Source organism: Variovorax gracilis (genome assembly GCF_030317115.1).
GTDB lineage: Bacteria > Pseudomonadota > Gammaproteobacteria > Burkholderiales > Burkholderiaceae_C > Variovorax > Variovorax gracilis.
Genome location: NZ_JASZYF010000011.1, coordinates 162226 through 184169, shown reverse-complemented (window position 1 = coordinate 184169; position 21944 = coordinate 162226). Strand labels below are relative to the sequence as shown.

Below are 21944 nucleotides of genomic sequence, written 5' to 3'. Positions count from 1 at the left end.
CCCATGGCGACCCAGATCTTCGTGAATCTCCCCGTCAAGAACCTCGACCGGTCGGTCGCGTTCTTCACCCGACTCGGCTACAAGTTCAACCCGCAGTTCACGGACGAGAACGCCACCTGCATGATCGTGTCCGACGACATCTACGTGATGCTGCTGGTCGAGAGCTACTTCAAGACCTTCACGCCGAAGCCGATCGCCGATGCGACGAAGACCACCGAGGTGCTGCTGTGCCTCTCCTGCGAGAGCCGCGCCCAGGTCGACGAGATGGTCGCCAAGGCGCTGGCCGCCGGCGGCACCACGCCGAACAAGCCGCAGGACCACGGCTTCATGTACCAGCATGGCTATCAGGATCTCGACGGCCACATGTGGGAGCTGGTGCACATGAGCGCCATGCCGCCGCAGAGCTGATCCACCACGATCCCCCTCACCCCTCTCACCATCTGCAAGGAGAACATCATGGAAGTCCAGTCCTATCTTTTCTTCGACGGCCGCTGCGAAGAGGCGCTCGAGTTCTATCGCAAGGCCGTGGGCGCCGAGGTCACGATGCTGATGCGCTTCAAGGAGAACCCGGAGCCCCAGGCCGGCGAAGGATGCGCCACCGATGGCACGCCGATCCCCGGAGACAAGGTGATGCACGCGAGCTTCACCGTGGGCGGCACGACGCTCATGGCCTCCGATGGCCGCAACACGGGCAAGCCCGTGTTCCAGGGTTTCTCGCTCTCCCTGCTCGCGGAAGACGAAGCCGAAGCCAACCGACTGTTCGCTGCGCTGGGCGAGGGCGGGCAGGTGCAGATGCCGTTGGCCAAGACCTTCTTCTCGCCGGCCTTCGGCATGGTGGCGGATCGCTTCGGAGTGTCGTGGATGGTGCTCGTCAAGAGCTGAGCGGGGCCTGTCGGCTCAACCCGTTCTGGGTGATCCGCCATACATGGCCGATCACTTCGCGGGCCTTGTCCAGCCCCAGGGGGCCATAGAGCCGGGGTAGCAGGCCCCTCCGGATGGCTGCTTCGATGCTCTGCGGATTCAGCGAGTGCTCGGCCTTCGCGAGTTGAACCACCTCGCTGATGGCCAGCGCATCTTCGACCAGGCCCTTGCGCCGCGTCGCATCGAGCGATTCCACGGCCTCGTCGCCCAGCACCATCAGGATCGCGCCGAAGTACGCCCGTGCTTCCGGATGGGCAGCGAGTTCGTCCGGCATGCCCGGCGCGGCGCGGGCTTCCACGCGATGCTCGAATTCGCGCAGAAGAGCGTACTGCTTGCGCGGGAGGTCGAACATCGCCTCGGCCTCCGCGACGGCTTTCTTCAACAGATCGGAAAACGCGTTCTGCGCGTAGGGATCACCTGCCAGGTCCAACTCGATGGTCTTGCGCAAGCGGGTCCTGAGCAAGGCGGCCTCGTTGCGCGTCCTGTCGTCCGACCAGGCTTCGGCGCTTTCCGTCTCGGCCAGCCGATGGACCACGTAGCTGCCGTCCGGCTCCCGCACCTCGGTGCCCATCACCTGCCGGTCGACCAGCTTGCGAAGCTGCGCGTCGTACGCGCCGGGCTCCGTTTCCATGGCGTCGCGCCGCGCGGTCTGGCGCACCTCGCGCAGCAGACGCAGATCCTGCTTGTAGCGCGCGATCTGCGCTTCGGAGACTGCGCCGTCGTCGAAGAAGCCGCGCGATGACAGCGCGGTCTGCAGGCACCTGCCGAAGGCCGTGAGCGCGGCGGAGAAGTCGTCGCGCAGCTTCTGCCGATCGTCGTATTCGATGCGGCCATCGCTCGCGAAGCGCGGGCTCAGGGCCTGGCGAAGCTGCTCGGGATCTTCGCGGTCGGGCACGCCCCGGAAGATGTCCCACACCGCCTGATGCAGCGCCGGCAGTCGCCGGGTCTCGGTGCCGATCGGGACATAGAGGCCGTCGAGGTCCTCCACGTCGAATCCGCCTTGCGTGCGCGTCGCCAGGTCCTGGTAGGCGCGAACCGCCGTGTCCAGTTCCTTGAGGATGCCGCGGTAGTCGACCAGCAGTCCATGATGCTTGGCGCCGTGCAGGCGGTTCACGCGGGCCACGGCCTGGATCAGCGTGTGGCCTTCGAGCGGCTTGTCGATGTAGAGCACGGCGTTGCGTGGTTCGTCGAAGCCCGTGAGCAGGCGGTCGACCACGATGAGCAGGTCGGGATCGCCCTCGGAGGCGAAGGCGTGCAGCACCTGCCTCTCGTACTGCGCCGCGTCGCGGCCGGGTATCTGCATGTGCTGCCGCCACCACGCCTGGACCTCGGACATTGCCTCTTCGTCTGCCGGGCCGGCTCCGGTGTGTCCCTCCGACGCATCCGGCGGCGAGATCACGACCGCGCTGGTGACCAGCCCCGTGGCGTCGAGCGCCTTCTTGTAGCGGATCGCATCGCGCTTGCTGGCCGTGGCGAGTTGGCCCTTGAGCCCCGGCGCGACCTTCCGGATGGTTTCGCTGAAATGCGTGGCGATGTCCCAGGCGATCAACTCGATGCGCCGGGCGGCGCCGTGCACGGCCACGCGACTGGCATACCTCTTCTTCAGGTCGGCGCGCTGCACATCGGGGAGGCCGGCGGTGATCTTGCCGAACCAGCGGTCCACCGCCTGCGCGTCGATCGCGAGTTCGGGCATGCGCTCCTCGTAGAGCAGCGGCACGACCATCCCGTCTTCCGCCGCGCGCTGCATCGTGTAGGCGTGCACGATGGGGCCGAACCTGCCCGCCGTCTTCTCCTTCCTCAGCAGCGGTGTGCCGGTAAAGGCCACGTAGGCGGCACGCGGCAATGCCCTTTTCATGCGCTCGTGCATCTCGCCGCCGTGGCTGCGATGCCCTTCGTCCACCAGCACGATGACGTCGGGCGAACCGTTGCGGCACTCCGGCAGGCGCGACGCGGTCAGGAACTTCTGAACGAGTGCGAAGGTGATCCGCTCGGTGCCCCGGCCGATGCGGCTCGCCAGGTCGCGGCCCGACACGGCCTTGCTGCGCTCGCCTTCCTTCTGCGCGGCGATCGACGAGCCGAAAGCGCCGCTGGCCATGAAGTTGCGGGCGAGCTGGCGCTCCAGGTCCAGCCGGTCGGTCACGACCACCACGCGGCTCTCCTTGAGGGCGTCGTCCAGCAGCAGGGCCTTGGCGAGAAACACCATCGTCAGGCTCTTGCCCGAGCCGGCGGTGTGCCAGACGACGCCGCCCTCGCGCGAGCCGTCGGCCCGCAGCAGGGCGAGGCGCTTCAGCAATGCACGCACGCCGAAGAACTGCGCGTGGCGCGCGATGATCTTCCCGGCCTTGCGGTCGAACAGCACGAAGCCGCGAAGCAGCGCCAGCAGGCGGGTCGGCGTGAGCAGGCCCACGAGCAGGCGATCCAGCGCGTTGGGCGATGCGGGCAGCGCCCACAGCAGCTCGAAACGCTCGCGCAGGTCGGCGGGCTTGCCTTCGAAGAGGGCCGCATGGGTCTCGGCGGACAGCGGCTTGTTCTTCAGCGCCTGGATGTGCGCGTCCTCGAATTCCTCCTCCTTGCTCCAGCGCGCCCAGAACTCGGCCGGCGTGCGCGTGGTGGCGTAGCGGCCATCGCTCGGGCTGATGGCGAGCAGCAGCTGCGCATGGACGAAGAGATCCGGCACCTCGTCGTCGAGCTGGTTGCGCAGGTGCTGGCGGATGCCTTCGCGCACCGTCGCGTCGCTGTCGCCGCGCGGGCCGTTCGGCGGCGTGGCCTCGATCACCACGAGCGGAATGCCGTTGACGTAGCCTACGATGTCCGGCGCTCGGTGGTGGGTGCCCTGGCTGGAGAGCACGCGCAGTTCCTCGGTCACTTCGAAGCGGTTCGCAGCGGGGTCGGTCCAGTCGATGAGGGAAATGGTCGGCTGGTGCTTCTTGCCGTCGGGCATGAACTCGGCGACGGTGATGCCGTAGGCGAGCTTGGCGTAGAGCCGCTCGTTGGCGGCCAGCAGGCCATCGCTCAGGCCGATGGTGGTGAGTTCGCGCAGGATCTGCTCGATCGCGCCCGCGGACAGCGGATGCGAGCTGCCCTTGTAGTCGAAGCGGCGCGTCTGCAGATACTCGACGAGCCGGGGCCTGAGGACAAGCTCACGGGTTCTTCCGCCTCGGAGTTCGAGGCATGCAGCGGCGCTCAGGTAGCGCCAGCCCAGGTTGCAGAGCAGGCGCAGCGCCGGGATATGACACCCGCAATGCTCGCCCGCAATCGAAAAGTCAATCATTTGCGCTCCGACACCCATTGAGGATGGCTCGTCCAAGCCTCCGGAAATCCCATCGCGATCCTCCATCGCGAATTCGAAGTCATCGAAAGCAGCAGCGCTTCACAGGACTTCGCCCAATCATCTCCATTGCCGCAACACCGCAGCAGATGACGCAACATGAGCAGGACATAGAAGACACGGTCGTTGCGCGGAGTCACCGGTGGAAGCCAATCGGCGCCGCCCTTGAGGTCGGGCCGGATGGCCAACTCGCGATTCCATAGACGGCTGTGATGCGCACACACATTGCGAACATACGTCAGCACATGCAGCCAGTTCTCGAGGCGCTTTGGATGGAGGTGAAAGCGTGTGGCAACGGCTCTCTTGTCCTCTGCCTTGAGGCTCCGGACGAGGCGTGACAGGCTGCCCAAGCTCATGACTTCGGTCAGCATCCAGACTGGCAGCGCCGGGAAATTCGTGTAGCGGCGGCGGTAGTGGGTCACAAACGCGTCCTGTGAGCGACGTGCCTCTCCGTGAAGTTTGTCGATCCAGGCAGCGTGATCGAAGCTGGGGTGGAAGGTCGCCGCGTCTTCATGTCCCAACGCGCCGTAATGATGGCCAAGTTGATAGGCGACCGCCGTGCGCAGCGCGACCTCCGCACGCTCCAATGCGTCGAGCACCAGCAACCGAAGCCGCCGGTCGAATTCGTAGAGACGCAGAACGCTCTCAAGATAGGCCCCGCGCTCGAAGTCCTCGGAAACTGCTCCGTCTGCAGCGCGCAAGCGAAACGGGTACCAATAGCCGCTCAGGCGGTAGTAGCTGATTGAAGAGAACGCTGCAAATGCCGCGTCCCGGTTGTTGGCGATCAAGCCGCGCGCTTGAACAACGGCGAGCTGTCCCTCGAACGTCAGGGCAGGTTTCGCGTACGGCGCTGGAGAAGGCGCGGTCGCCATCAGAATCGCCCGCACAAAAGAAAAGACCGCCAAGGTTGCGCATGCATGAGCAGAGGCGTGGCGGTCGTGTTGCCGCAATTGTAGCGAAGTCGCTGCTGAGCGTGGAACCCGGCATCACTCATATCCGAGCTCCTTCAGGTAGCCGGCCATCTGTTCCTCGATGCCGGCCCACTCCTCCCGGATCGCCATGCGCTCCCGCCAGACCTCCGCCATGTCGATGTCCTGCGCGACGCGCGTGGGGTCGACATAGCGACCGATGTTCAGGTTGTAGCCCTGGTTCGCGATCTCGGCGAGCGTGACGAGGCTGGCGTACCGCTCCACGGACCGCCGCGCTGCACAGGTTTCGAGGATCCGTTCGATGTCGGCCCTGCGCAGCAAGTTCTGGTTCTTGCCTGCCTGGAATTCACGGCTGGCATCGATGAAGAGAACCTTGTCGTCCTTCTTGTTCTTGCGGAACACCAGGACAACCGCCGGAATGCCCGTGCCGAAGAAGAGTTTTTCGGGCACGCCGATCACTGCGTCGAGCAGGTTCTCGTCGATGAGCTTCCGGCGGATTGCGGCTTCCGCGCCACCCCGGAACAGGATGCCGTGCGGCATCACGACCGCCATGCGGCCGGTGTCCGGCTTCAGTGTCTCGACCATGTGCAGGATGAAGGCGAAGTCGCCCTTGGTGCGCGGCGGCACGCCCCGCCTGAAGCGGCCGAACCGGTCGCTCTCGGCGCTTTCATGGCCCCACTTCTCCAGGCTGAAGGGCGGGTTCGCGACGACGACGTCGAAACGGCGCAGGCGGCCGTCGACGTCCAGCAGCTTGGGGTTGCGCAGGGTGTCGCCCCATTCGATGCGGTGGTTGTCCTCGCCGTGCAGGAACATGTTCATCTTCGCAAGCGCCCAGGTGCTGCCGATGGCTTCCTGCCCGAAGAGCGCGTAGCGGCGCGCGCCGGTGCGGCCGCGGATCAGGCGGCCGCACTGGAGCAGCAAGGAGCCGGAGCCGCAGGCCGGGTCGCAGATCTCCTCGCCCTCCTGCGGGTCCATCAGGCGGGCCATGAGGCGGGATATCTCGGGCGGCGTGTAGAACTCGCCGGCCTTCTTGCCGCTGCTGGCGGCGAAGCTCTTGATGAGGTGCTCGTAGGCGTCGCCGATGACCTCCGGGTCGCGCACGCGGCTCGGCCTCAGGTCCAGTTCGGGCTGCGCGAAGGCTTCCAGCAGGTGGCGCAGGATGTCGTTCTTCTGCTGTTCGCCGCCCAGCTTGCTGGCGTTGAAGCCGATGTCCTGGAAGACGTCGCGCAGCTTCCCCATGTTGGCGTCTTCGACGGCCTGCAGGGCACGGTCGATGCGCTCGCCGTTGCCGGGCTCGAAGCGCGCCGCGTGCAAGGCGCCGAAGCCTGCACCGGGCGGAAGCACGAATCGCTCGGTCTTCAGCAGTTCCTCGATGAGGCCGGGCTCGGCATGGGCGTATTGCTTCTTGTAGCTGTCGCAGTGGTCCTGCCACGTGTCCGACACGTACTTGAGGAAGAGCATGGCGAGGACATGGTCCTTGTAGATGCTCGGGTCGACTGTGCCCCGGAAGATGTCGCAGGCGTTCCACACCGCGGTATTGATGCTCTCCTGGCTGACTGTTGCTTGGATCATGGTTCTCCCTGTGGTTGTTGTTGCGTTGTTCCCGTCACCCGCTGCCGTCGGCGGCTGCCAGCGACTCCGCGATCGATTCGAAGAGCCGCTCGCGGTTGCGCAGCATCTGGAGGTGCAACTGGCGCTCGCGTCGCGCAAGACGGGCCAGTTCGACGATGCGCCGCTGGTCGTCCCATGACGGGACGCCGATGGGCAAGGCCTCCAGCACCGGCCGGCGCACGCTCAACTGGCTGGAGCCTTCGGCCGAACGCTGCAGCTCTCGCTGGAAGGGCGGCTGGTTGATCTGCCACGCCAGGAAGGCCGGCACCAGACGGCCGCCGGGCTTCACGCGCAGGTGGAAGAGATGCGGGCCGCAGACAGCGGGGCCGGGCGGCGGATCGATGCAGGCGGCGTAGAAGCGCGTCCCGCGCGAGACGAACAGCAGGTCGTCGGCAACGAGCCAGTCGGCCTGGCCGCGGCCGGCGAGCCGGGTGTGGATGACCGTGTTCCAGTCGACGCCTTCGACCGGGTCCAAGTCCTTCATCTGGACGGCACGCACGGACCCGCCGGGCAGGTTTTCGATCGAGCCGCGGAAGGGATAGCCGGCCTTGATTCCGACGAGCTCGCCCAATGCGATCTGAATTGCATGAATTGACATGATGCAAATACTGGCTTGCGGTTTGGGAAATTGGCTCGGTAAACTGAACTGCAAATCTAATGCATCAATTCAAGTGATGCAATCAAATCGAGTTCAGGGAGTTTCTGTCAATGGGATATGAAGTCGATCTCCTGCCCGTCAGCACGGGTGGAGCAGCCATCTGTGCCCGCTGGGGCACGCCGGGCCAATACAAGGTCATGGTGTATGACGGCGGCACCGCCATCTCGGGCGAGCGCCTGGTCGCACACATCGAGCGGCAGTACATGACCACGCGCGTGGACTACATGGTGAGCTCGCACCCGGCTGAGGACCACGTCGCCGGCCTCGCAGTGGTCCTGCGAAAGCTGCAGGTCGGCGAACTCTGGATGCAGCGGCCCTGGGCCTACGCGGCCCGCCTGCGCACGGAGCTGCCCGCGGCGCGCGCCCTGAAGCAACTGGCCGACTCCAAGCGGGTCCCCGTGCGCGAGCCCTTCGCTGGCGCCGGGATCGGGCCCTTCATGGTGCTCGCGCCGCAACGCGACTGGTATGTGGACCAGCTGATCCCGGAGTTCGGCCAGTCGGCCGCGGCGCCGCGCGCCAACATCGCAGCCCTGCTAGGCAGATTGACGCGCTCGAACCTGCGCGCCGACGCACCCACCTCGGCCGAGAACGAATCGAGCTCCGTGCTCTACGGCGAGTTCGAGGGGCGAGGCGTGATGCTGACGGGCCGCGCCGGCATCCGCACGCTCGAGGCGGCCGCGAGTTTCGCGGAGCAACTGGGCCTCGACCTGCCTGGCAAGTTGCGGCTCCTGCAGTTGCCCAACAGCGGCAGCGCGGACCATCTGTCGCCGGAGGTCCTTGACCGCATCGTCGGTCCGTGCAGGCCGGGCGGGGGCGTTCATCTCGGTGAGCGTCGAAGCCGGGCAACCCCCCAGCCGCGCCGTGACCCGGGCGCTGGCGCAGCGCGGCGTCGTCAGTTTCGTGACGCTCGGCACGAACCTCCACCACTGGCACCAGATGCCCGACCGAGGGTTGTACCGGGCCCGGCCGGCGTACATGCGAGCCTGAGGGTCTCGGCGCGTGCGTGGCGCGGCCTCCGACGCGACAGCGCAAGAGGCTCCTTCCCCGTAAATTCGACGGTCCAACCACAGGAGCAATTGCACATGATTCACGTCGTCGCCGTCATCACCGCCAAGCCGGGTCAACGCGACCTGATCCTCGAGGCCTACCGCGCCAACCGGCCGGCAGTGCTCGCCGAGAAAGGCTGCATCGAATACACGGCGACCATCGATGCCGCCGGCATGCCCGCCTCGCGCGGCTCCTTCGGCCCGGACACTTTCGTGGTCGTCGAGAAATGGGAAACCCTGGCCGACCTGCAGGCGCACGCTGCCGCACCACACATGGCGGCCTATGGCACGAAGGTGAAGGATTGGACGGAGAGCCGGCTGATTCACGTGCTTGAGCCGGCCTGAGTGCCGGGCGTCGCGCGAATCCTCCCTGATCACATTCTTTTGTGGAACAACGCAGGGGAGGCTTCCAGAAGGCCAAACGGGGCTGAGCGCACCATGAAAAAACGCGCCCGAAGGCGCGTCTTTCGTGAGTGCGGCGAACCAGCTTACTTCGCAATCACCCGGACCATCTCCAGGCACTTGTTCGAGTAGCCCCACTCGTTGTCATACCAGCTCACGAGCTTGATGAAGGTGCCGTCCAGTGCGATGCCGGCTTCGGCGTCGAAGATGGAGGTGCGCGGGTCGCCGCGGAAGTCGGTGGCGACCACCTTGTCTTCGGTGTAGCCCAGCACGCCCTTGAGCGCGCCTTCGCTCTGTGCCTTCATTTCGGCGCAGATCTCGGCGTAGGTGGCTTCCTTGACCAGTTCCACCGTCAGGTCGACCACCGACACGTCGGAGGTCGGCACGCGGAAGCTCATGCCGGTGAGCTTCTTGTTCAGCTCGGGAATGACCACGCCCACGGCCTTGGCGGCACCGGTGCTCGACGGGATGATGTTTTCCAGGATGCCGCGGCCGCCGCGCCAGTCCTTGTTGCTCGGGCCATCGACGGTCTTCTGCGTGGCGGTGGCAGCGTGCACGGTGGTCATCAGGCCGCGCTTGATGCCCCACTTGTCGTTCAGCACCTTGGCCAGCGGCGCGAGGCAGTTGGTGGTGCAGCTCGCGTTGCTGATGATGGCTTCGCCGGCGTACTTCTTGTCGTTCACGCCGTAGACGAACATGGGGGTGTCGTCCTTGCTGGGGGCCGAAAGGATGACCTTCTTCGCGCCGGCGTCGATGTGCTTCTGCGCCGTTTCCTTGGTCAGGAAGAGGCCGGTGGATTCGAGAACGATGTCGGCGCCGACGTCGCTCCACTTCAGTTGCGCGGGGTCGCGCTCCTGCGTGAGGCGGATCTTCTTGCCGTTGACGACGAGGGTGTTGCCTTCGACGTTGACTTCGCCCTGGAAGCGGCCGTGCACCGAGTCGTACTGGAGCATGTAGGCCAGATATTCGGGCTCGAGCAGGTCGTTGATGGCGACGATCTCGATGTCGTTCTTGAAGTTCTGCACCGCCGCGCGAAGCACGTTGCGACCGATGCGACCGAAGCCGTTGATGCCGAGTTTGATAGCCATGTCATTTGCTCCTGGATGGTTGAAAAACTGGGTGAGATCGACTTCAGCGCTTGAGCGCCGCTTCGACCGTGGCAGCGACGTTCTCTGCCGTGAATCCGAAATGCTTGAACAGCACGCCCGCCGGCGCCGACTCGCCATAAGTGTCGATGCCGACGACAGCGGCGACACCATACTTCCACCAGCCGTCGGTGGCGCCCATTTCGACGGCAATGCGCGGCGTTCCCTGGGGCAGCACGCTCTTCTTGTAGGCCACGTCCTGGCGGTCGAAGGTGGTGGTGGAAGGCATGGAGACCACGCGCACCGCGATCTTCTTCGCCGCGAGCAGTTCCTGCGCCTTGAGCGCCAGCTGCACTTCGGAACCGGTCGCGATGATGACGGCCTTGGCCTTGCCGTTCTTGAAGCCGACTGCTTGGGGCTCGGACAGCACGTAGGCGCCCTTGCTGATGTCGCTCAGGTCCTTCTTGGGCGAGTAGGGCAGGTTCTGGCGCGACAGCAGCAGCGCGGTCGGGCGGCTGGCGTTCTGCAGCGCGACGGCCCAGGCGACGGCGGTTTCGGCCGTGTCGCCGGGACGCCAGACGTCGAGGTTCGGAATCAGGCGCAGCGACGCGGCGTGCTCGATCGACTGGTGCGTCGGGCCGTCTTCGCCGAGGCCGATGGAGTCGTGCGTGAAGACGTGGATCACGCGCTGCTTCATCAGCGCCGCCATGCGGATGGCGTTGCGGCTGTAGTCGCTGAAGGTCAGGAAGGTCCCGCCGTAGGGGATGTAGCCGCCATGCAGCGCCACGCCGTTCATGATGGCCGCCATGCCGAACTCGCGCACGCCGTAGTTGATGTGGCGGCCCGGCAGGCCGTCGGGGAACTGCTCGTTGCCTTCGCTGCGAACCACGTTGCCGTGGTTGTCGAAGCGCAGGCTGGGCGTGCTCTTGGTGTTGGTGAGGTTGGAGCCGGTCAGGTCGGCGCTGCCGCCGAGCAGTTCGGGCAGTGCGGCGGTGAAGGCCTCCAATGCCAGCTGCGAAGCCTTGCGCGAGGCCACGGTCTCGCCCTTGGTGTGGGCGGCGACCACGGTGTCGAAGGCGGTCTGGTGGAAGTTCTTCGGCAGTTCGCCCTTCATGCGGCGCGTGAACTCCGCGGCCAGGTCCGGGAAGGCCTGCTCGTACGCGGCGAACTTCTCGTTCCAGGCGGCTTCGGCCTTGGCGCCGGCGGCCTTGGCGTCCCATTCCTCGTACACGGCCGCTGGCAGCTCGAAGGGCGCGTGGCTCCATTGCAGCGCGCTGCGCGTGAGGCCGATCTCGTCGGCGCCCAGCGGCTCGCCGTGCGCCTTGGCGGTGTTGGCGCGGTTCGGGCTGCCCTTGCCGATCTGCGTCTTGCAGATGATGAGCGTGGGCTGGTCGCCGTGCTTCTTCGCCTTTTCGATGGCCTTGGACACGTCCTTGGCGTCATGGCCGTCGATCGGGCCGATCACGTGCCAGCCGTAGGCCTTGAAGCGCTCTTCGGTGTTGTCGATGAACCAGGGCTTGACCGCGCCGTCGATGGAGATGCCGTTGTCGTCGTACAGAGCGATCAGCTTGCCGAGCTTCCACGCGCCGGCGAGGGCGGCGGCTTCGTGGCTGATGCCTTCCATCAGGCAGCCGTCGCCGAGGAAGGCATAGGTGTGATGGTCGACGATGTCGTGGCCCTTGCGGTTGAATTCGGACGCGAGCAGCTTTTCAGCGAGGGCGAAGCCGACCGCGTTGGTGATGCCCTGCCCGAGCGGGCCGGTGGTGGTTTCCACGCCGGGTGTGATGCCGGTCTCGGGGTGGCCTGCCGTCTTGCTGTGCAGTTGGCGGAAGCGCTTGAGTTCCTCGATGGGCAATGCGTAGCCCGTGAGATGCAGCACCGAGTAGATGAGCATCGAGGCGTGGCCGTTCGACAGCACGAAGCGGTCGCGGTCGAACCATTGCGGATTGGCGGGGTTGTGCTTGAGATGCTCGCCCCACAACGCAACAGCCATGTCGGCCATGCCCATCGGTGCGCCCGGATGCCCCGAGTTTGCGAGTTGAACGGCATCCATTGCCAACGCGCGAATCGCGTTGGCCATCAAGGCTTGGTTGGCCATCTGTGGCTTCCTGGGAGCAAGTTAGGGGGAACCCGGCATTTTAGCGGGCGTGGTGGATGGCCCCGGAAATGGACGCAGAGGGGCTGCTAGAGTGCCGGCCATGCATGGCCTTCACCTCACCGCCGATCTCCACGATTGCCGCTGCGCGACGCAATGGCTGGTGGACGCGCAAGCCCTCGGCGCCGCCTGCGCGAAAGCGGCGGAAGGGGCGGGCCTGCAGGTGGTCGGCCAGCTCGCCCATGCCTTTCCCGCCTCTGCGACAGGCCCGGGCGGCGTGACCGCGACAGTGCTTCTGGCGGAGTCGCATCTGTGCGTCCACACCTGGCCGGAGCAGCGCGGGGTGACGCTCGACGTCTACGTCTGCAACTTCGGCGGCGACCACTCGGCCAAGGCCAGAGCGGTGATGGATGCGCTGGAGGCGCTCTTCGTGCCCCGCCACGCGGAGCGGCACACGCTGCAGCGCGGCGCGATCAGGGCCAAGGCAGCGTGAGCATCAAGGCCATGATCCTGGCCGCGGGACGCGGCGAACGCATGCGGCCGTTGACGGACGTGACGCCCAAGCCCCTGCTGGACGTGCAGGGGAAAGCGCTGATGCAGTGGCCGATGGAGGCGCTGGCCTCGGGCGGCTTCACCGAACTGGTGGTCAACACGGCGTGGCTGGGCGAGCAGATTCCGGAGCGCTTCGGCGAGCGGTATCAGGATTCGACCCTCGCCTATTCGCACGAGGGCCGCGACTTCGGCGGCGCGCTCGAAACGGCAGGCGGCATCGTTCGCGCGCTGCCGCTTCTGGGCGACATGTTCTGGGTGGTGGCGGGCGATGTGTTCGCGCCGGACTTCGTGTTCACGCAAGGGTCGGTCGACCGCTTCGCGGCGAGCGGCCGGTTGGCGCACCTGTGGCTGGTTCCCAATCCCGCGCACAACCCGAAGGGCGATTTCGGCATCAGGTCCGACGGCACTGCGCTGAGCGATGCGGCGCAGAAGTACACCTTCTCGACCATCGCCCTGTACCGCGCCGAGTTGTTCGCGCCGCCGTATTGCGCGATTCCGCCCGGCAACGTCCAGGGTGTGAAGGCCGCGCTGGCGCCGCTGCTGCGCACCGCCATGGATGCGGGCCGCGTCAGCGCCGGGATGTACAGAGGGCAGTGGGCCGATGTCGGAACGCCGGATCGCCTGCGCGAGCTGAACCGATCACGGTAAGGACCGCTCGGAGGCCGGCCCCGTCGCATGAAAGGCGTCATCGGAAGCTGAACAAGAAAACGGCCCGCTCGAGGCGGGCCGTTTCGATACGCGATGGCAGTGCGCGCGTCAGGGGACGTTGGTCGTCGTCATCTGGAACGGCGACCCGGGCACATCCAGCGCCCCGCCGTACTCGATGTTGTGCGTGACACCGCCGGCCGTGGTCGGCGTGAGCGCGCAGCCATTGGGCCGCGGACATGCGCCGCCGTCCGAGAAGATCACCGGTCCGTAGCGGTAGTTGCGCACCGCCTTGCCGGCATAGTCGACCACGCTGGTCAGGTAGCCAGGGTTAGCGAAGTTGTCCGCATCTTCCACCGCGATCGGGTCGACCAGGCGCGTGTCCTGCAGGGTCCGCACGATCGTGCCGCTGTTGCCGTTGCTGGCGAAGCGAACCCACGAGACCTTGCGGTCGCCGCGCGAGGCCACCAGGATCTGCTGGTTCAGCGGCTCGATGCTCGCACTGGGCTCACCCTTGGAGGTACCCAGCGAGGTCGGATTGCGGCCGAGGCCCGTCACGGTACCCACCTCGGCAATGGCGCTCGCCGACGGCGAAGCCGCCGTGCCGCCCGGCGCGTAGCCGTCGAGGCTGTAGATGTGCAGCGTGCCATCCTGCGTCGCGATCCAGGCGCGTTGCGGGCTGCCGAAAATGGTGGTCTTCACCGCCGTCGGCTTGGCCCCCAGCGACACCGTCTTCACCACCGTCGGAACCTGCGACGGCGTGTTGGCGAAGGTGTACGGCCATTGGCTGTCGCCCTGTCCCAGGTTGCTCGTCTGCGTCACGTTGGCGCTGAAGTAGACGCCGTTGACGTGGTTGAAGAGCGGCTTGAGGTCGATGAACGCGGCCTTCTGCTCCGACTTGGAGATCACCACCGCCACGCCACCCTTGGCGTATCGGCTGGCATTCACGCCCGAGCCGGTGAACTTGCTCCAGTTGCTCGACAGCGGCGTGTTGTCGTAGCCGATGAAGTCCGCGCCATTGAAGGTCTGGAACTGGTCAAGACCCGTGGTGGCCGCGATTTCGGTCGGCGCAGTCATGTCGGGAAGATCGATGTAGCCGAGGATCTTCATGAACGCGATGCTGCCCATGTTCGGCAGGCCGGGGTAGGGCGCCATCCACTCGTTCCACCACTTGTAGTAGGCCTCGTACTTGACGTTCCCGACGGTGTGTGCGGACGAGTTGAACGGGTCGCAGCCATCGCACAGGCCAGCCAGCGCAATGACGGCAACCTGGCCCTTCATCGCGGTCGTGTCCCAGACGGTGACCAGCGCGAATTCGCTCTGGTTCGTCATCGCGATCGCGGTCGGCACCTTGTTGGCCGGCAGTTTCACCGAGGCCTGGTTGGTGGAAGTGTTGCTGCCTGCGGTGGCGATCACGCCGTTCTGGTAGGCCACCAGGCTCTCGTTGCAGAAACCGGAGCGGCCCGTGCAACGTCCCACGGCGATCGGATCGCTCGTCGCCAGGCCCGAGGCCTTGTAGCTGAGCGCGTTGATGCTGTCGATGCCGCCACCGGCGACGGCGGCGCGCGTCCAGCCCAGCTGCGGCAGTTGCGCAAAGGTGTTGTACATGTAGCCCGACACCTGGAAGTCGGCCACCCCGATGCGTTGCGTCGGGTTGTCGGCCACGAAGACCATGTTGGCCTGGTTGGTCGAGTAGGCGCCCGGGTTCGCGGACGGCGGGCCACCGACCTGCCAGTAGAACGGATGGGTGGGCGCCGGCGACGCGAGCCGCGTTGCGGCATCCCGCGCATACAGCGTCGGCAGGCCGCCGTTGCCCACGCCATAGGCGGCGGCGCTGGGGCCATAGCGGTACTCGATGCCGTCCGGCTTGCTCAGCTTCGCGGCCATGGCACGGTAGGCGTCAGCCCCGACGGTCTGGGTGTTGTTGTCGACGATGTCCGGAGTCGCAGGGGTGGTGGTCGGGCTATTCGAGCCCGGGCCGGTCACGCTGGGGCTGGTGCCGCCAGTAGAACCGGTGGCCGCGGCGGCCGCGATCGCTGCCGCAACGGTCGGATCGGCTGCGGCCGATGCCCCCAGTGAGCCGCCGCCTCCGCCCCCACCACCACACGCTGAGAGCACACTTGCGCCTACCGCCAGCAAAATCGCGCTCTTATGTAGAACTTTCAACAAAAAACACCTCCAAAATAACAAGTTGTGGGTTTTTACGTGGGAAGGGTCCTACAGCGCAAACGTTCTTGCAAATGTTTTCGTCATGTTTTTGTTATCCCTAGGAATCAATTACAACAGTAGCGAATAGTGACGTTATGACCACAAATCATCAAGCACCCCGTCGATTAGAGCTTTCTACTTATTTAGGAACGGACGGCATCGCCATCATCCCGACCGCGCCGGAGCGCCAGCGCAACCGGGACAGCGACTTTCTGTACCGCCACGACAGCTACTTCTATTACCTGACCGGCTTCACCGAGCCGAATGCCTGGCTGGTGCTGTCGGGGGACGGCAGGTCCACCCTGTTCTGCGCACCCAAGGACCTGGAGCGCGAGATCTGGGACGGCTACCGGCTCGGCCCGGAGGCAGCGCCGGCGGCCCTGGGGGTCGACGAGGCCTACTCGTTCGACGAGCTCGACACCCGGCTTCCGCGGCTGCTCGAGAACAAATCCGTGGTCTGGTACCCCTTCGCGACGCACAAGGGGCTGGAGACGCGGGTGGACGGCTGGCTCTCGGCCGTGCGTGCGCGGGTGCGCTACGGCGCGTTGTGCCCCGAGGAGCAGCGCGACCTCTGCGGCCCGCTCGACGAGATGCGCCTGGTGAAGGACGCCCACGAACAGGACGTGATGCGTCGCGCCGCGCAGATCAGCGCCCGGGCCCACATCCGCGCGATGCAGTTGTCGGCGCGCATGCTGCGCGAGGGGAAGGACGTGCGGGAGTTCCATCTCGACGCCGAGCTACTGCACGAATTCCGCCTGAGCGGTTCGCAGTATCCGGCCTACGGCTCAATCGTCGCGGCGGGCGCCAATGCCTGCGTGCTGCACTACCGGGCAGACACTGCGCCGGTGCGCGACGGCGAGCTGGTGCTGATCGATGCCGGCTGCGAGCTCGACGGCTACGCCAGCGACATCACGCGGACCTTTCCGGCCAATGGCAAGTTCACCGGACCGCAGCGCGCGCTCTATGACCTGGTCCTGGCGAGCCAGGAAGCAGCGGTCGCCGCCACCCGGGCAGGGAGCCGCTTCAACGATCCGCACGAAGCGACGGTCAGGGTGCTGTCGCAGGGCATGCTGGACCTGGGGCTGCTCGACGCCGACAAGGTGGGCGGCGTGGAGGACGTGATCGAGAAGCGCGCCTACTTCCCTTTCTATATGCATCGCACCGGCCACTGGCTCGGGATGGACGTGCACGACTGCGGCAGCTACGTCGAGCCCACACAGGTGGGCGAGGTGAGCGAGCGCAGGGACCCGCTCTCCAACGAGCTGATCAAGAACCGGCCCAGCCGCATCCTGCATCCGGGCATGGTGCTGACGATCGAACCGGGAATCTATGTGCGGCCGGCCGAAGGCGTGCCCGAGCAGTTCCACAACATCGGCATCCGCATCGAGGACGACGCCATCGTGACCGAGAGCGGGTGCGAGCTGATTTCGCGCGGGGTGCCGGTCGACGCCGATGAAATCGAAGCCCTGATGAAGGGCTGAACACGCCGAGGTTCAGCGCGCGGCGCCGGCGAGGTGGCCGCGTGTGAAGGCTTCCTCGAAGATGGAATAGCCTGACCAGTCGCTGTGCGCGAAGGTCAGGCGATCCGTGCCGATCAAGCCCGGCCCGCGCGTCGATGGCTGGCCGAGCTGGCGCAGAACGCCGGGCTGGGGAATCGCCATGGCGTGGCCGTACCGGGTGATGTCAATGCGTGTTGCCACGTCCCGAAGGTCGGGGTGCGGCGCCGAGAGTTCCGCCAGCAGGTCATCGCGCCAGGCCGTCCATGGCCTGTCGAGCAACTGGCGGCGACCGTCCGACCCGTCGAAGGCGCTGGGGCCGAGCGGCCGGTACCAGCTGAGCACCGTGGCCCGGGGAGTCGGGTCGAGCGACTGGTGACGGGCGTCTACATACCCGAGTCCGCGCGTGCCGTACACCACGTTGTCCCAGCTCGGCGCGGCTCCGGGCCGGTCGGCAAGCGGCGAACGCACATGCACGTTGGCGACGAGCCAGGGCGAGTAGCGCAGGTGCGCCGCCGCGTGGCGAAGCGGCTCGGGCGGGTTCTCGACGATGCGCGCGGCAATGAAGACCGGCATCGCGACGATGCAGCGTTCGGCCTGCCAGCGCACGCGCGACCGGGTGGCGACGTCGATGGCATCGACCTCCACCCCACCGCGGGTTTCGGCAATGCGCGTGACGGCATGGCCCGGCTTCAATCGCTCGCCCAGCGGATCGGCCAGCCGGCGCGTGAGCCAGCCGTTGCCCTCGGGCCAGGTCAGCACCGCATCGCGCTCGGCGTTGTCATCGCCCGGCGCGTGAAAGCCGTGCCGGCTGGCGAAGTAGTGGATACCGGCCCATGCCGACACGTGGGCCGTCCCTGCGCCGTAGTCGTCGCGGCAGCAGTAATCCAGGTACCAGCGCAGATGCGGATCGGTGAAGCCTTCGCGGTCGAGCCATGCCTGGAAGGGCAATCCATCCAGCGCCATCAGCAGCGGCGCCGGTTCAGTCCTCAGCGTCGGAATCGAAAAGCGCGCCTCGCCACGCAACGCTTCGACTCTCTGCGAAAACCGCCGGTACTGGGCAAGGGTCGCTTCGTCCACACCCTGTACGGGCAGCAAGCCCTCCTGCCAGGCATCGCGAAAGAAGAGCCGCTCCTGCGGGCTGTGGCAAAGGTGGCGCTCGTCGTATTCCCAACGGCCCGACACGCGGCGCCGCAGCCCGAGTTCTTCGAGCAGATCCTGCACTTCATGCGCATCGTCGCCCGGCACCGGCAGGTAGTGCGCGCCAAGGGGGCAGGCGATGCCCTCGACCACGCCGCCGCGGCTGTTGCCACCGGTCGTGTCTTCGAGTTCGAACAGCACGAAGTCGTCGATGCCCGAAAGTCGCAACGCGCGGGCAGCCGCAAGGCCGGCAACGCCACCCCCCGCGATCACGACGCGCGTGCGCCGTGTCACTTCGGGCGCGGCACCGGCGCGCAGCGCTCCGTCGCGCAATGCGTGGCCGCGTGCCACGTCGATGCCGGTGAAGCCGCCCGCGATATCGGGCCGGGCCTCGCAGCCGGTCAGCGCGGCCGTGCCCGCGATCGCGGCACCCAGGAACTCGCGGCGCTTCATGCCTAGTGCCCCGAGACCTTGCCCCATTCCTGCTCGTAGGTGGTCACCAGTGTCTGGTTCGACAGCCGGTTCACCTCGGCGGGCACCCGCGCCATGTCGCGCGGAAAGTCGAAGAGCAAGGGCAGGGTCTGCGCCGACAGGAAGCGCAGGCCTTCGGGCAACGCTTCAGGCTGCCGGTACGGTCTCCGGCTCGCAACGATGAACCCCCATTCGCCGAAGCTGGGCACATGCGCGTGGTACGGCGTGGCCCGCAGGCCGACGGATTCGACGGTCGCGGCCACGGTCCAGAAGCTCTTTCGCGCGACCAGCGGCGAGGTGGTCTGGATTACCGCATACCCGCTGGCCGACAGCCGCTTGTCGAGCAGGGCATGGAAGGAGTTCGTGTAGAGCTTGCCGATCGCGAAGTTGGTCGGATCGGGAAAGTCGACCACGATGACGTCGAACATCTCGCCCGGTTGCTGGAGCCACTGGAAGGCGTCGGTATTGACGATGCGCACCTTCGGCGATTTCAGCGACCCGCCGTTGAGCGCCGCGAGCGTTTCGTGCTCGGTGAAGAGCCGCGTCATGTTCGGATCAAGCTCGACCAGCGTGATGCTCTCGACCGACGGGTATTTGAGGATCTCGCGTACCGCCATGCCGTCTCCGCCTCCGAGCACGGCCACCTTCTTCGGCGCGCCGTGCGCGGCCATCACCGGATGCACCAGCGCCTCGTGATAGCGGTATTCGTCGCGCTCGGCGAACTGCAGGTTTCCGTTGAGGAAGAGCCGGTGCCCAGCGCTGCCGCGCGTCACCACGATGCGCTGGTAGGGCGAGGTCTCGCTGAAGACGATACGGTCCTGGTAGAACTTGTCTTCCGCCAGCGTCGTGATGTGCTCGGCGAACACGAAGGCGCCGAGCAGCGCGAACAGCGCCAACCCGCACGCGAGCGCATGCGCCCCGACCCTCCGCAGTTCGTGGCGGAACAGCCAGAGCGCCCACACCGCGACGGCTGCATTCATGAGCCCGAACAACAGGCCGGTGCGGATCATGCCGAGTTGCGGCACGAGCAGCAGCGGGAACGCGATCGATACCGCGAGCGCGCCCAGATAGTCGAAGGTCAGCACCTGCGACACCAGGTCCTTCAGCGCGATGTTGCGCCGGAGGATGCGCATGACGAGCGGGATCTCGAGCCCCACCAGCGCGCCCACCACCAGCACCAGACCGTACAGCAGCAGCCGGAAGGCACCGGGGACGTAGGCGTTGGCGATGAAGAGCACGGCCGGCAGCAGTCCGCCGACCAGGGCGACCATCAGCTCGATGCGCAGGAAGTGCGCAGGCAACTGCCGCTCGAAGTAGCGCGAGAGCCAGGAGCCCACGCCCATCGCGAAGAGGTAAGTGCCGATGATGGTGCTGAACTGCAGCACCGAATCACCAAGAAGGTAGGAACTGAGCGCGGCCGCGCTGAGTTCGTAGACCAGGCCGCAGGCCGCGACGACGAACACGCTGGCAAGGAGCGCGATCTCGACGGGCTGCGGGCCGCTGCGTGCGGACGTGGTCACGGACAAGGGCTCCTCTCTCATCGGGCGCCGCCGGGCCGCCCGAAGGCGTCCGAGCCTCCCCCTCGGGGGGTGGCGAAGCACGCGAAGTGGCAAGCCGGAGGGCTCAATGGATGGCTGCGGCAACGATGACGCTGATACCCAGGCACATCGCTGCGACGACAAGGCCCAGCGCCATGTTCTGCTTTTCGACGATCTCCTGCCACAGGTCATAGGGCGTGAGCTTGTCGATGATGAGGAAGCACACCCAGAAGACCAGCACGCCGATCAGCGCGTAGACGAGGGAGCCGAGGATGACCGCCGGCTTCAACCATTCAATGCCCATGATGAGGACCTCCGGAAAAAAACATTACTTGTGGCCGCCGCCACTGGAATAGCCGCCATACGAGCCGCCCGAGCTGCGCGATCCGCCCGAGCCACCCGAACTGCTGCTGCAGGTGCTCAGGATGATCAGCAGGATGAGGATGATCACGATGATCAGGATGATGGTGCCGCAACCCAGGCTCGACGCCGTGCTCACGGGAAGCGCGTCGTTGCGCTTGAACATGTCCTTCTTGTCGCCCAGCTTGAACGCAGCCGCCACCGACGCACTGTCGATCTTGCTGCCGGACGACCAGGTCAGCTCGTTGGCCGAGCGCTCCATCGACAGCAGCGCGGCGCCGTTGGCGAAGTCGCGGTTGAAGGTCTTCTGCCCGCGCTGGACCTGCCAGTAGAACTCGCCCGCGACATAGCTGGTCTCGGCGTTGTAGGCGTACTGCTGCTGGTAGACCTTGCCCAGATACGTGGCCCTGGCGCCGCTCTCGGCCATGGTCGGCGCGCCCGTGGTGGGCTTCACCATGCTCCAGCCGTCTTCAGCGTCGACCAGGAAGCTGAAGCCGCGCTTCTTGTTGTAGAGCAGGTATTCGCTCCAGCCGAAGTGCTCGTCGTCGCCGGGCGCCACGCCCATCCTGTGCTGGAAGCCGACCACCTGCCAGTCCGCGCCTTGCAGCTGGCCGACGGAGCCGATGGCGATCAACGGCTGGACCGGCTCGTCCTGTATCGCGTGACGCAGCTCGCCGCCGATGCCCTGCGACAGATCGATGATGCTGTTGCATGCCGGGCAGGTGACGCTCTTGCTGTCGACAAGGTTGACGGTGACCGGCGAGCCGCAGTTCGGGCAGTTGAAGCTGCGGCCTTTTTCTTCCCTGGCGGACTCGTCGCGCAGGCCGGTGAGCTGCAGGTCTTCGAGCCGCACTGCGCGTCCGAGGTAGACCCCCGGGGGATTCGTGTCGTAGTCGAGGCTGAGTACCTGCCCCTTGTCGCTGCGCAACTCGACCGTCGCAAAGCGGCGGCCGAGTTCGGGCAGCCGCGGCAATTCGCCCTGCGCCGAGATCAGGGCCACTTGCTCGTTCGACGCGACCGTGTAGTTCTGGCCATTGAAGGCGGTGGTCGCACCGACGCGCAGGTCCTCGGGCTGCGGCGCGGCGCGCTGCAATTCGAAGGGCAAGGCAAAGACGAAGGCGCCGTTGTCTTCGCTCAGGATGCCCGTGCGATCGCTGTCCAGCGCGGCGATCCATTCGGTCCAGCGCCCGCCGTCGTAGCTGTACTGCAGCCGGCCGACCAGCGTGAAGGGCTTGTCGTCGATGCGCCCGGAAGTGAAGAGTTGCAGCGGGCTGAAGTCATCGAACAGCTCGGCCATCTTGCCGGTGCGCGCAAGCGTCTCGCCCTGCCGCACGACGGTGCTATGGCAATAGGGGCAGACGGCGTGCGTCGATTGGGCCGAGCGGAATTCGACCGGCGCGCCGCAGCCGGGGCAGGGCGCCCGGTAGTAGCGCTGCTGGGGGGAGTCGGAGGCCAACGG

17 protein-coding genes are annotated in these 21944 nt (G+C 66.3%); 6 read left to right on the top strand and 11 right to left on the bottom strand.

Annotation, left to right across the window (positions count from 1 at the left end):
* Positions 1–3: 3 nt before the first annotated feature.
* The gene (locus tag QTH97_RS21575; RefSeq protein WP_286570503.1) at positions 4–408 is read left to right on the top strand and encodes a VOC family protein; all 405 of its coding nucleotides are present in this window, start codon (positions 4–6) and stop codon (positions 406–408) included.
* Between the two features lie 48 nt (positions 409–456).
* On the top strand, positions 457–882 hold the full coding sequence (locus tag QTH97_RS21570; protein ID WP_286570502.1) for a VOC family protein: 426 nt from the start codon (positions 457–459) through the stop codon (positions 880–882).
* Here QTH97_RS21570 and QTH97_RS21565 read toward each other — a convergent pair.
* From QTH97_RS21565 to QTH97_RS21550, 4 genes are all read right to left on the bottom strand, one after another.
* Positions 872–4192, bottom strand: coding sequence for a type I restriction endonuclease subunit R (locus QTH97_RS21565; protein ID WP_286570501.1), 3321 nt, complete (start codon positions 4190–4192; stop codon positions 872–874). The two genes, QTH97_RS21570 and QTH97_RS21565, sit on opposite strands and share 11 nt — an antisense overlap.
* Positions 4189–5154, bottom strand: coding sequence for an Abi family protein (locus tag QTH97_RS21560; protein ID WP_286570500.1), 966 nt, complete (start codon positions 5152–5154; stop codon positions 4189–4191). The genes QTH97_RS21565 and QTH97_RS21560 overlap by 4 nt, the downstream gene beginning before the upstream one ends.
* Before the next feature lie 81 nt (positions 5155–5235).
* Positions 5236–6750: a type I restriction-modification system subunit M gene (locus tag QTH97_RS21555; RefSeq protein ID WP_286570499.1), complete on the bottom strand. Its 1515-nt coding sequence runs from the start codon at positions 6748–6750 to the stop codon at positions 5236–5238.
* Between the two features lie 34 nt (positions 6751–6784).
* On the bottom strand, positions 6785–7387 hold the full coding sequence (locus tag QTH97_RS21550; RefSeq protein WP_286570498.1) for a restriction endonuclease subunit S: 603 nt from the start codon (positions 7385–7387) through the stop codon (positions 6785–6787).
* A gap of 110 nt (positions 7388–7497) precedes the next feature.
* Between QTH97_RS21550 and QTH97_RS21545 the strand changes: the two genes are divergently transcribed.
* On the top strand, positions 7498–8838 hold the full coding sequence (locus QTH97_RS21545; protein ID WP_286570497.1) for an antibiotic biosynthesis monooxygenase: 1341 nt from the start codon (positions 7498–7500) through the stop codon (positions 8836–8838).
* 143 nt (positions 8839–8981) lie between these two features.
* On the opposite strand, the gene gap is transcribed toward QTH97_RS21545, so the two are convergent.
* Positions 8982–9983 carry a type I glyceraldehyde-3-phosphate dehydrogenase gene (gene gap / locus QTH97_RS21540; protein WP_286570496.1) on the bottom strand — a complete coding sequence of 334 codons (1002 nt, stop codon included), beginning with the start codon at positions 9981–9983 and terminating at the stop codon, positions 8982–8984.
* 43 nt (positions 9984–10026) lie between these two features.
* Positions 10027–12078 carry a transketolase gene (gene tkt / locus QTH97_RS21535; RefSeq protein WP_286570495.1) on the bottom strand — a complete coding sequence of 684 codons (2052 nt, stop codon included), beginning with the start codon at positions 12076–12078 and terminating at the stop codon, positions 10027–10029.
* A gap of 100 nt (positions 12079–12178) precedes the next feature.
* On the opposite strand from tkt, the gene QTH97_RS21530 reads away from it, so the two are divergent.
* Both QTH97_RS21530 and QTH97_RS21525 read left to right on the top strand, forming a co-directional pair.
* Positions 12179–12568, top strand: coding sequence for an S-adenosylmethionine decarboxylase family protein (locus QTH97_RS21530; protein ID WP_286570494.1), 390 nt, complete (start codon positions 12179–12181; stop codon positions 12566–12568).
* Between the two features lie 11 nt (positions 12569–12579).
* A complete protein-coding gene (locus tag QTH97_RS21525) occupies positions 12580–13275 on the top strand; it encodes a nucleotidyltransferase family protein (protein WP_286570544.1) in 696 nt (231 codons plus the stop codon).
* A 108-nt stretch (positions 13276–13383) separates the two neighbouring features.
* Here QTH97_RS21525 and QTH97_RS21520 read toward each other — a convergent pair whose 3' ends face one another.
* Positions 13384–15390 (bottom strand): hypothetical protein, encoded by a 2007-nt coding sequence (locus QTH97_RS21520; protein WP_286570493.1) that lies wholly within the window; start codon positions 15388–15390, stop codon positions 13384–13386.
* A gap of 185 nt (positions 15391–15575) precedes the next feature.
* Between QTH97_RS21520 and QTH97_RS21515 the strand changes: the two genes are divergently transcribed.
* Positions 15576–16961 carry an aminopeptidase P N-terminal domain-containing protein gene (locus QTH97_RS21515; RefSeq protein WP_286570492.1) on the top strand — a complete coding sequence of 462 codons (1386 nt, stop codon included), beginning with the start codon at positions 15576–15578 and terminating at the stop codon, positions 16959–16961.
* 12 nt (positions 16962–16973) lie between these two features.
* Here the strand turns inward: QTH97_RS21515 and QTH97_RS21510 are convergent, their stop codons facing one another.
* The 4 genes from QTH97_RS21510 to QTH97_RS21495 form a co-directional block, all read right to left on the bottom strand.
* Positions 16974–18569, bottom strand: a complete 1596-nt coding sequence (locus QTH97_RS21510) for an NAD(P)-binding protein (RefSeq protein ID WP_286570491.1) — start codon at positions 18567–18569, stop codon at positions 16974–16976.
* A 2-nt stretch (positions 18570–18571) separates the two neighbouring features.
* A complete protein-coding gene (locus QTH97_RS21505; RefSeq protein ID WP_286570490.1) occupies positions 18572–20128 on the bottom strand; it encodes a polyamine aminopropyltransferase in 1557 nt (518 codons plus the stop codon).
* 82 nt (positions 20129–20210) lie between these two features.
* Positions 20211–20429, bottom strand: a complete 219-nt coding sequence (locus QTH97_RS21500; RefSeq protein WP_286570489.1) for a DUF350 domain-containing protein — start codon at positions 20427–20429, stop codon at positions 20211–20213.
* 24 nt (positions 20430–20453) lie between these two features.
* Entirely contained in the window at positions 20454–21941 is a 1488-nt protein-coding gene (locus QTH97_RS21495) for a DUF4178 domain-containing protein (RefSeq protein ID WP_286570488.1), read from the bottom strand.
* Between the last annotated feature and the right edge of the window lie 3 nt (positions 21942–21944).

Coding starts and splice junctions, on each gene's coding strand:
- QTH97_RS21575 (WP_286570503.1), top strand. CDS start 4: ATGGCGACCCAGATCTTCGTGAATCTCCCCGTCAAGAACCTCGACCGG.
- QTH97_RS21570 (WP_286570502.1), top strand. CDS start 457: ATGGAAGTCCAGTCCTATCTTTTCTTCGACGGCCGCTGCGAAGAGGCG.
- QTH97_RS21565 (WP_286570501.1), bottom strand. CDS start 4,192: ATGATTGACTTTTCGATTGCGGGCGAGCATTGCGGGTGTCATATCCCG.
- QTH97_RS21555 (WP_286570499.1), bottom strand. CDS start 6,750: ATGATCCAAGCAACAGTCAGCCAGGAGAGCATCAATACCGCGGTGTGG.
- QTH97_RS21550 (WP_286570498.1), bottom strand. CDS start 7,387: ATGTCAATTCATGCAATTCAGATCGCATTGGGCGAGCTCGTCGGAATC.
- QTH97_RS21545 (WP_286570497.1), top strand. CDS start 7,498: ATGGGATATGAAGTCGATCTCCTGCCCGTCAGCACGGGTGGAGCAGCC.
- gap (WP_286570496.1), bottom strand. CDS start 9,983: ATGGCTATCAAACTCGGCATCAACGGCTTCGGTCGCATCGGTCGCAAC.
- tkt (WP_286570495.1), bottom strand. CDS start 12,078: ATGGCCAACCAAGCCTTGATGGCCAACGCGATTCGCGCGTTGGCAATG.
- QTH97_RS21530 (WP_286570494.1), top strand. CDS start 12,179: ATGCATGGCCTTCACCTCACCGCCGATCTCCACGATTGCCGCTGCGCG.
- QTH97_RS21525 (WP_286570544.1), top strand. CDS start 12,580: ATGATCCTGGCCGCGGGACGCGGCGAACGCATGCGGCCGTTGACGGAC.
- QTH97_RS21515 (WP_286570492.1), top strand. CDS start 15,576: ATGACCACAAATCATCAAGCACCCCGTCGATTAGAGCTTTCTACTTAT.
- QTH97_RS21510 (WP_286570491.1), bottom strand. CDS start 18,569: ATGAAGCGCCGCGAGTTCCTGGGTGCCGCGATCGCGGGCACGGCCGCG.
- QTH97_RS21505 (WP_286570490.1), bottom strand. CDS start 20,128: ATGAGAGAGGAGCCCTTGTCCGTGACCACGTCCGCACGCAGCGGCCCG.
- QTH97_RS21500 (WP_286570489.1), bottom strand. CDS start 20,429: ATGGGCATTGAATGGTTGAAGCCGGCGGTCATCCTCGGCTCCCTCGTC.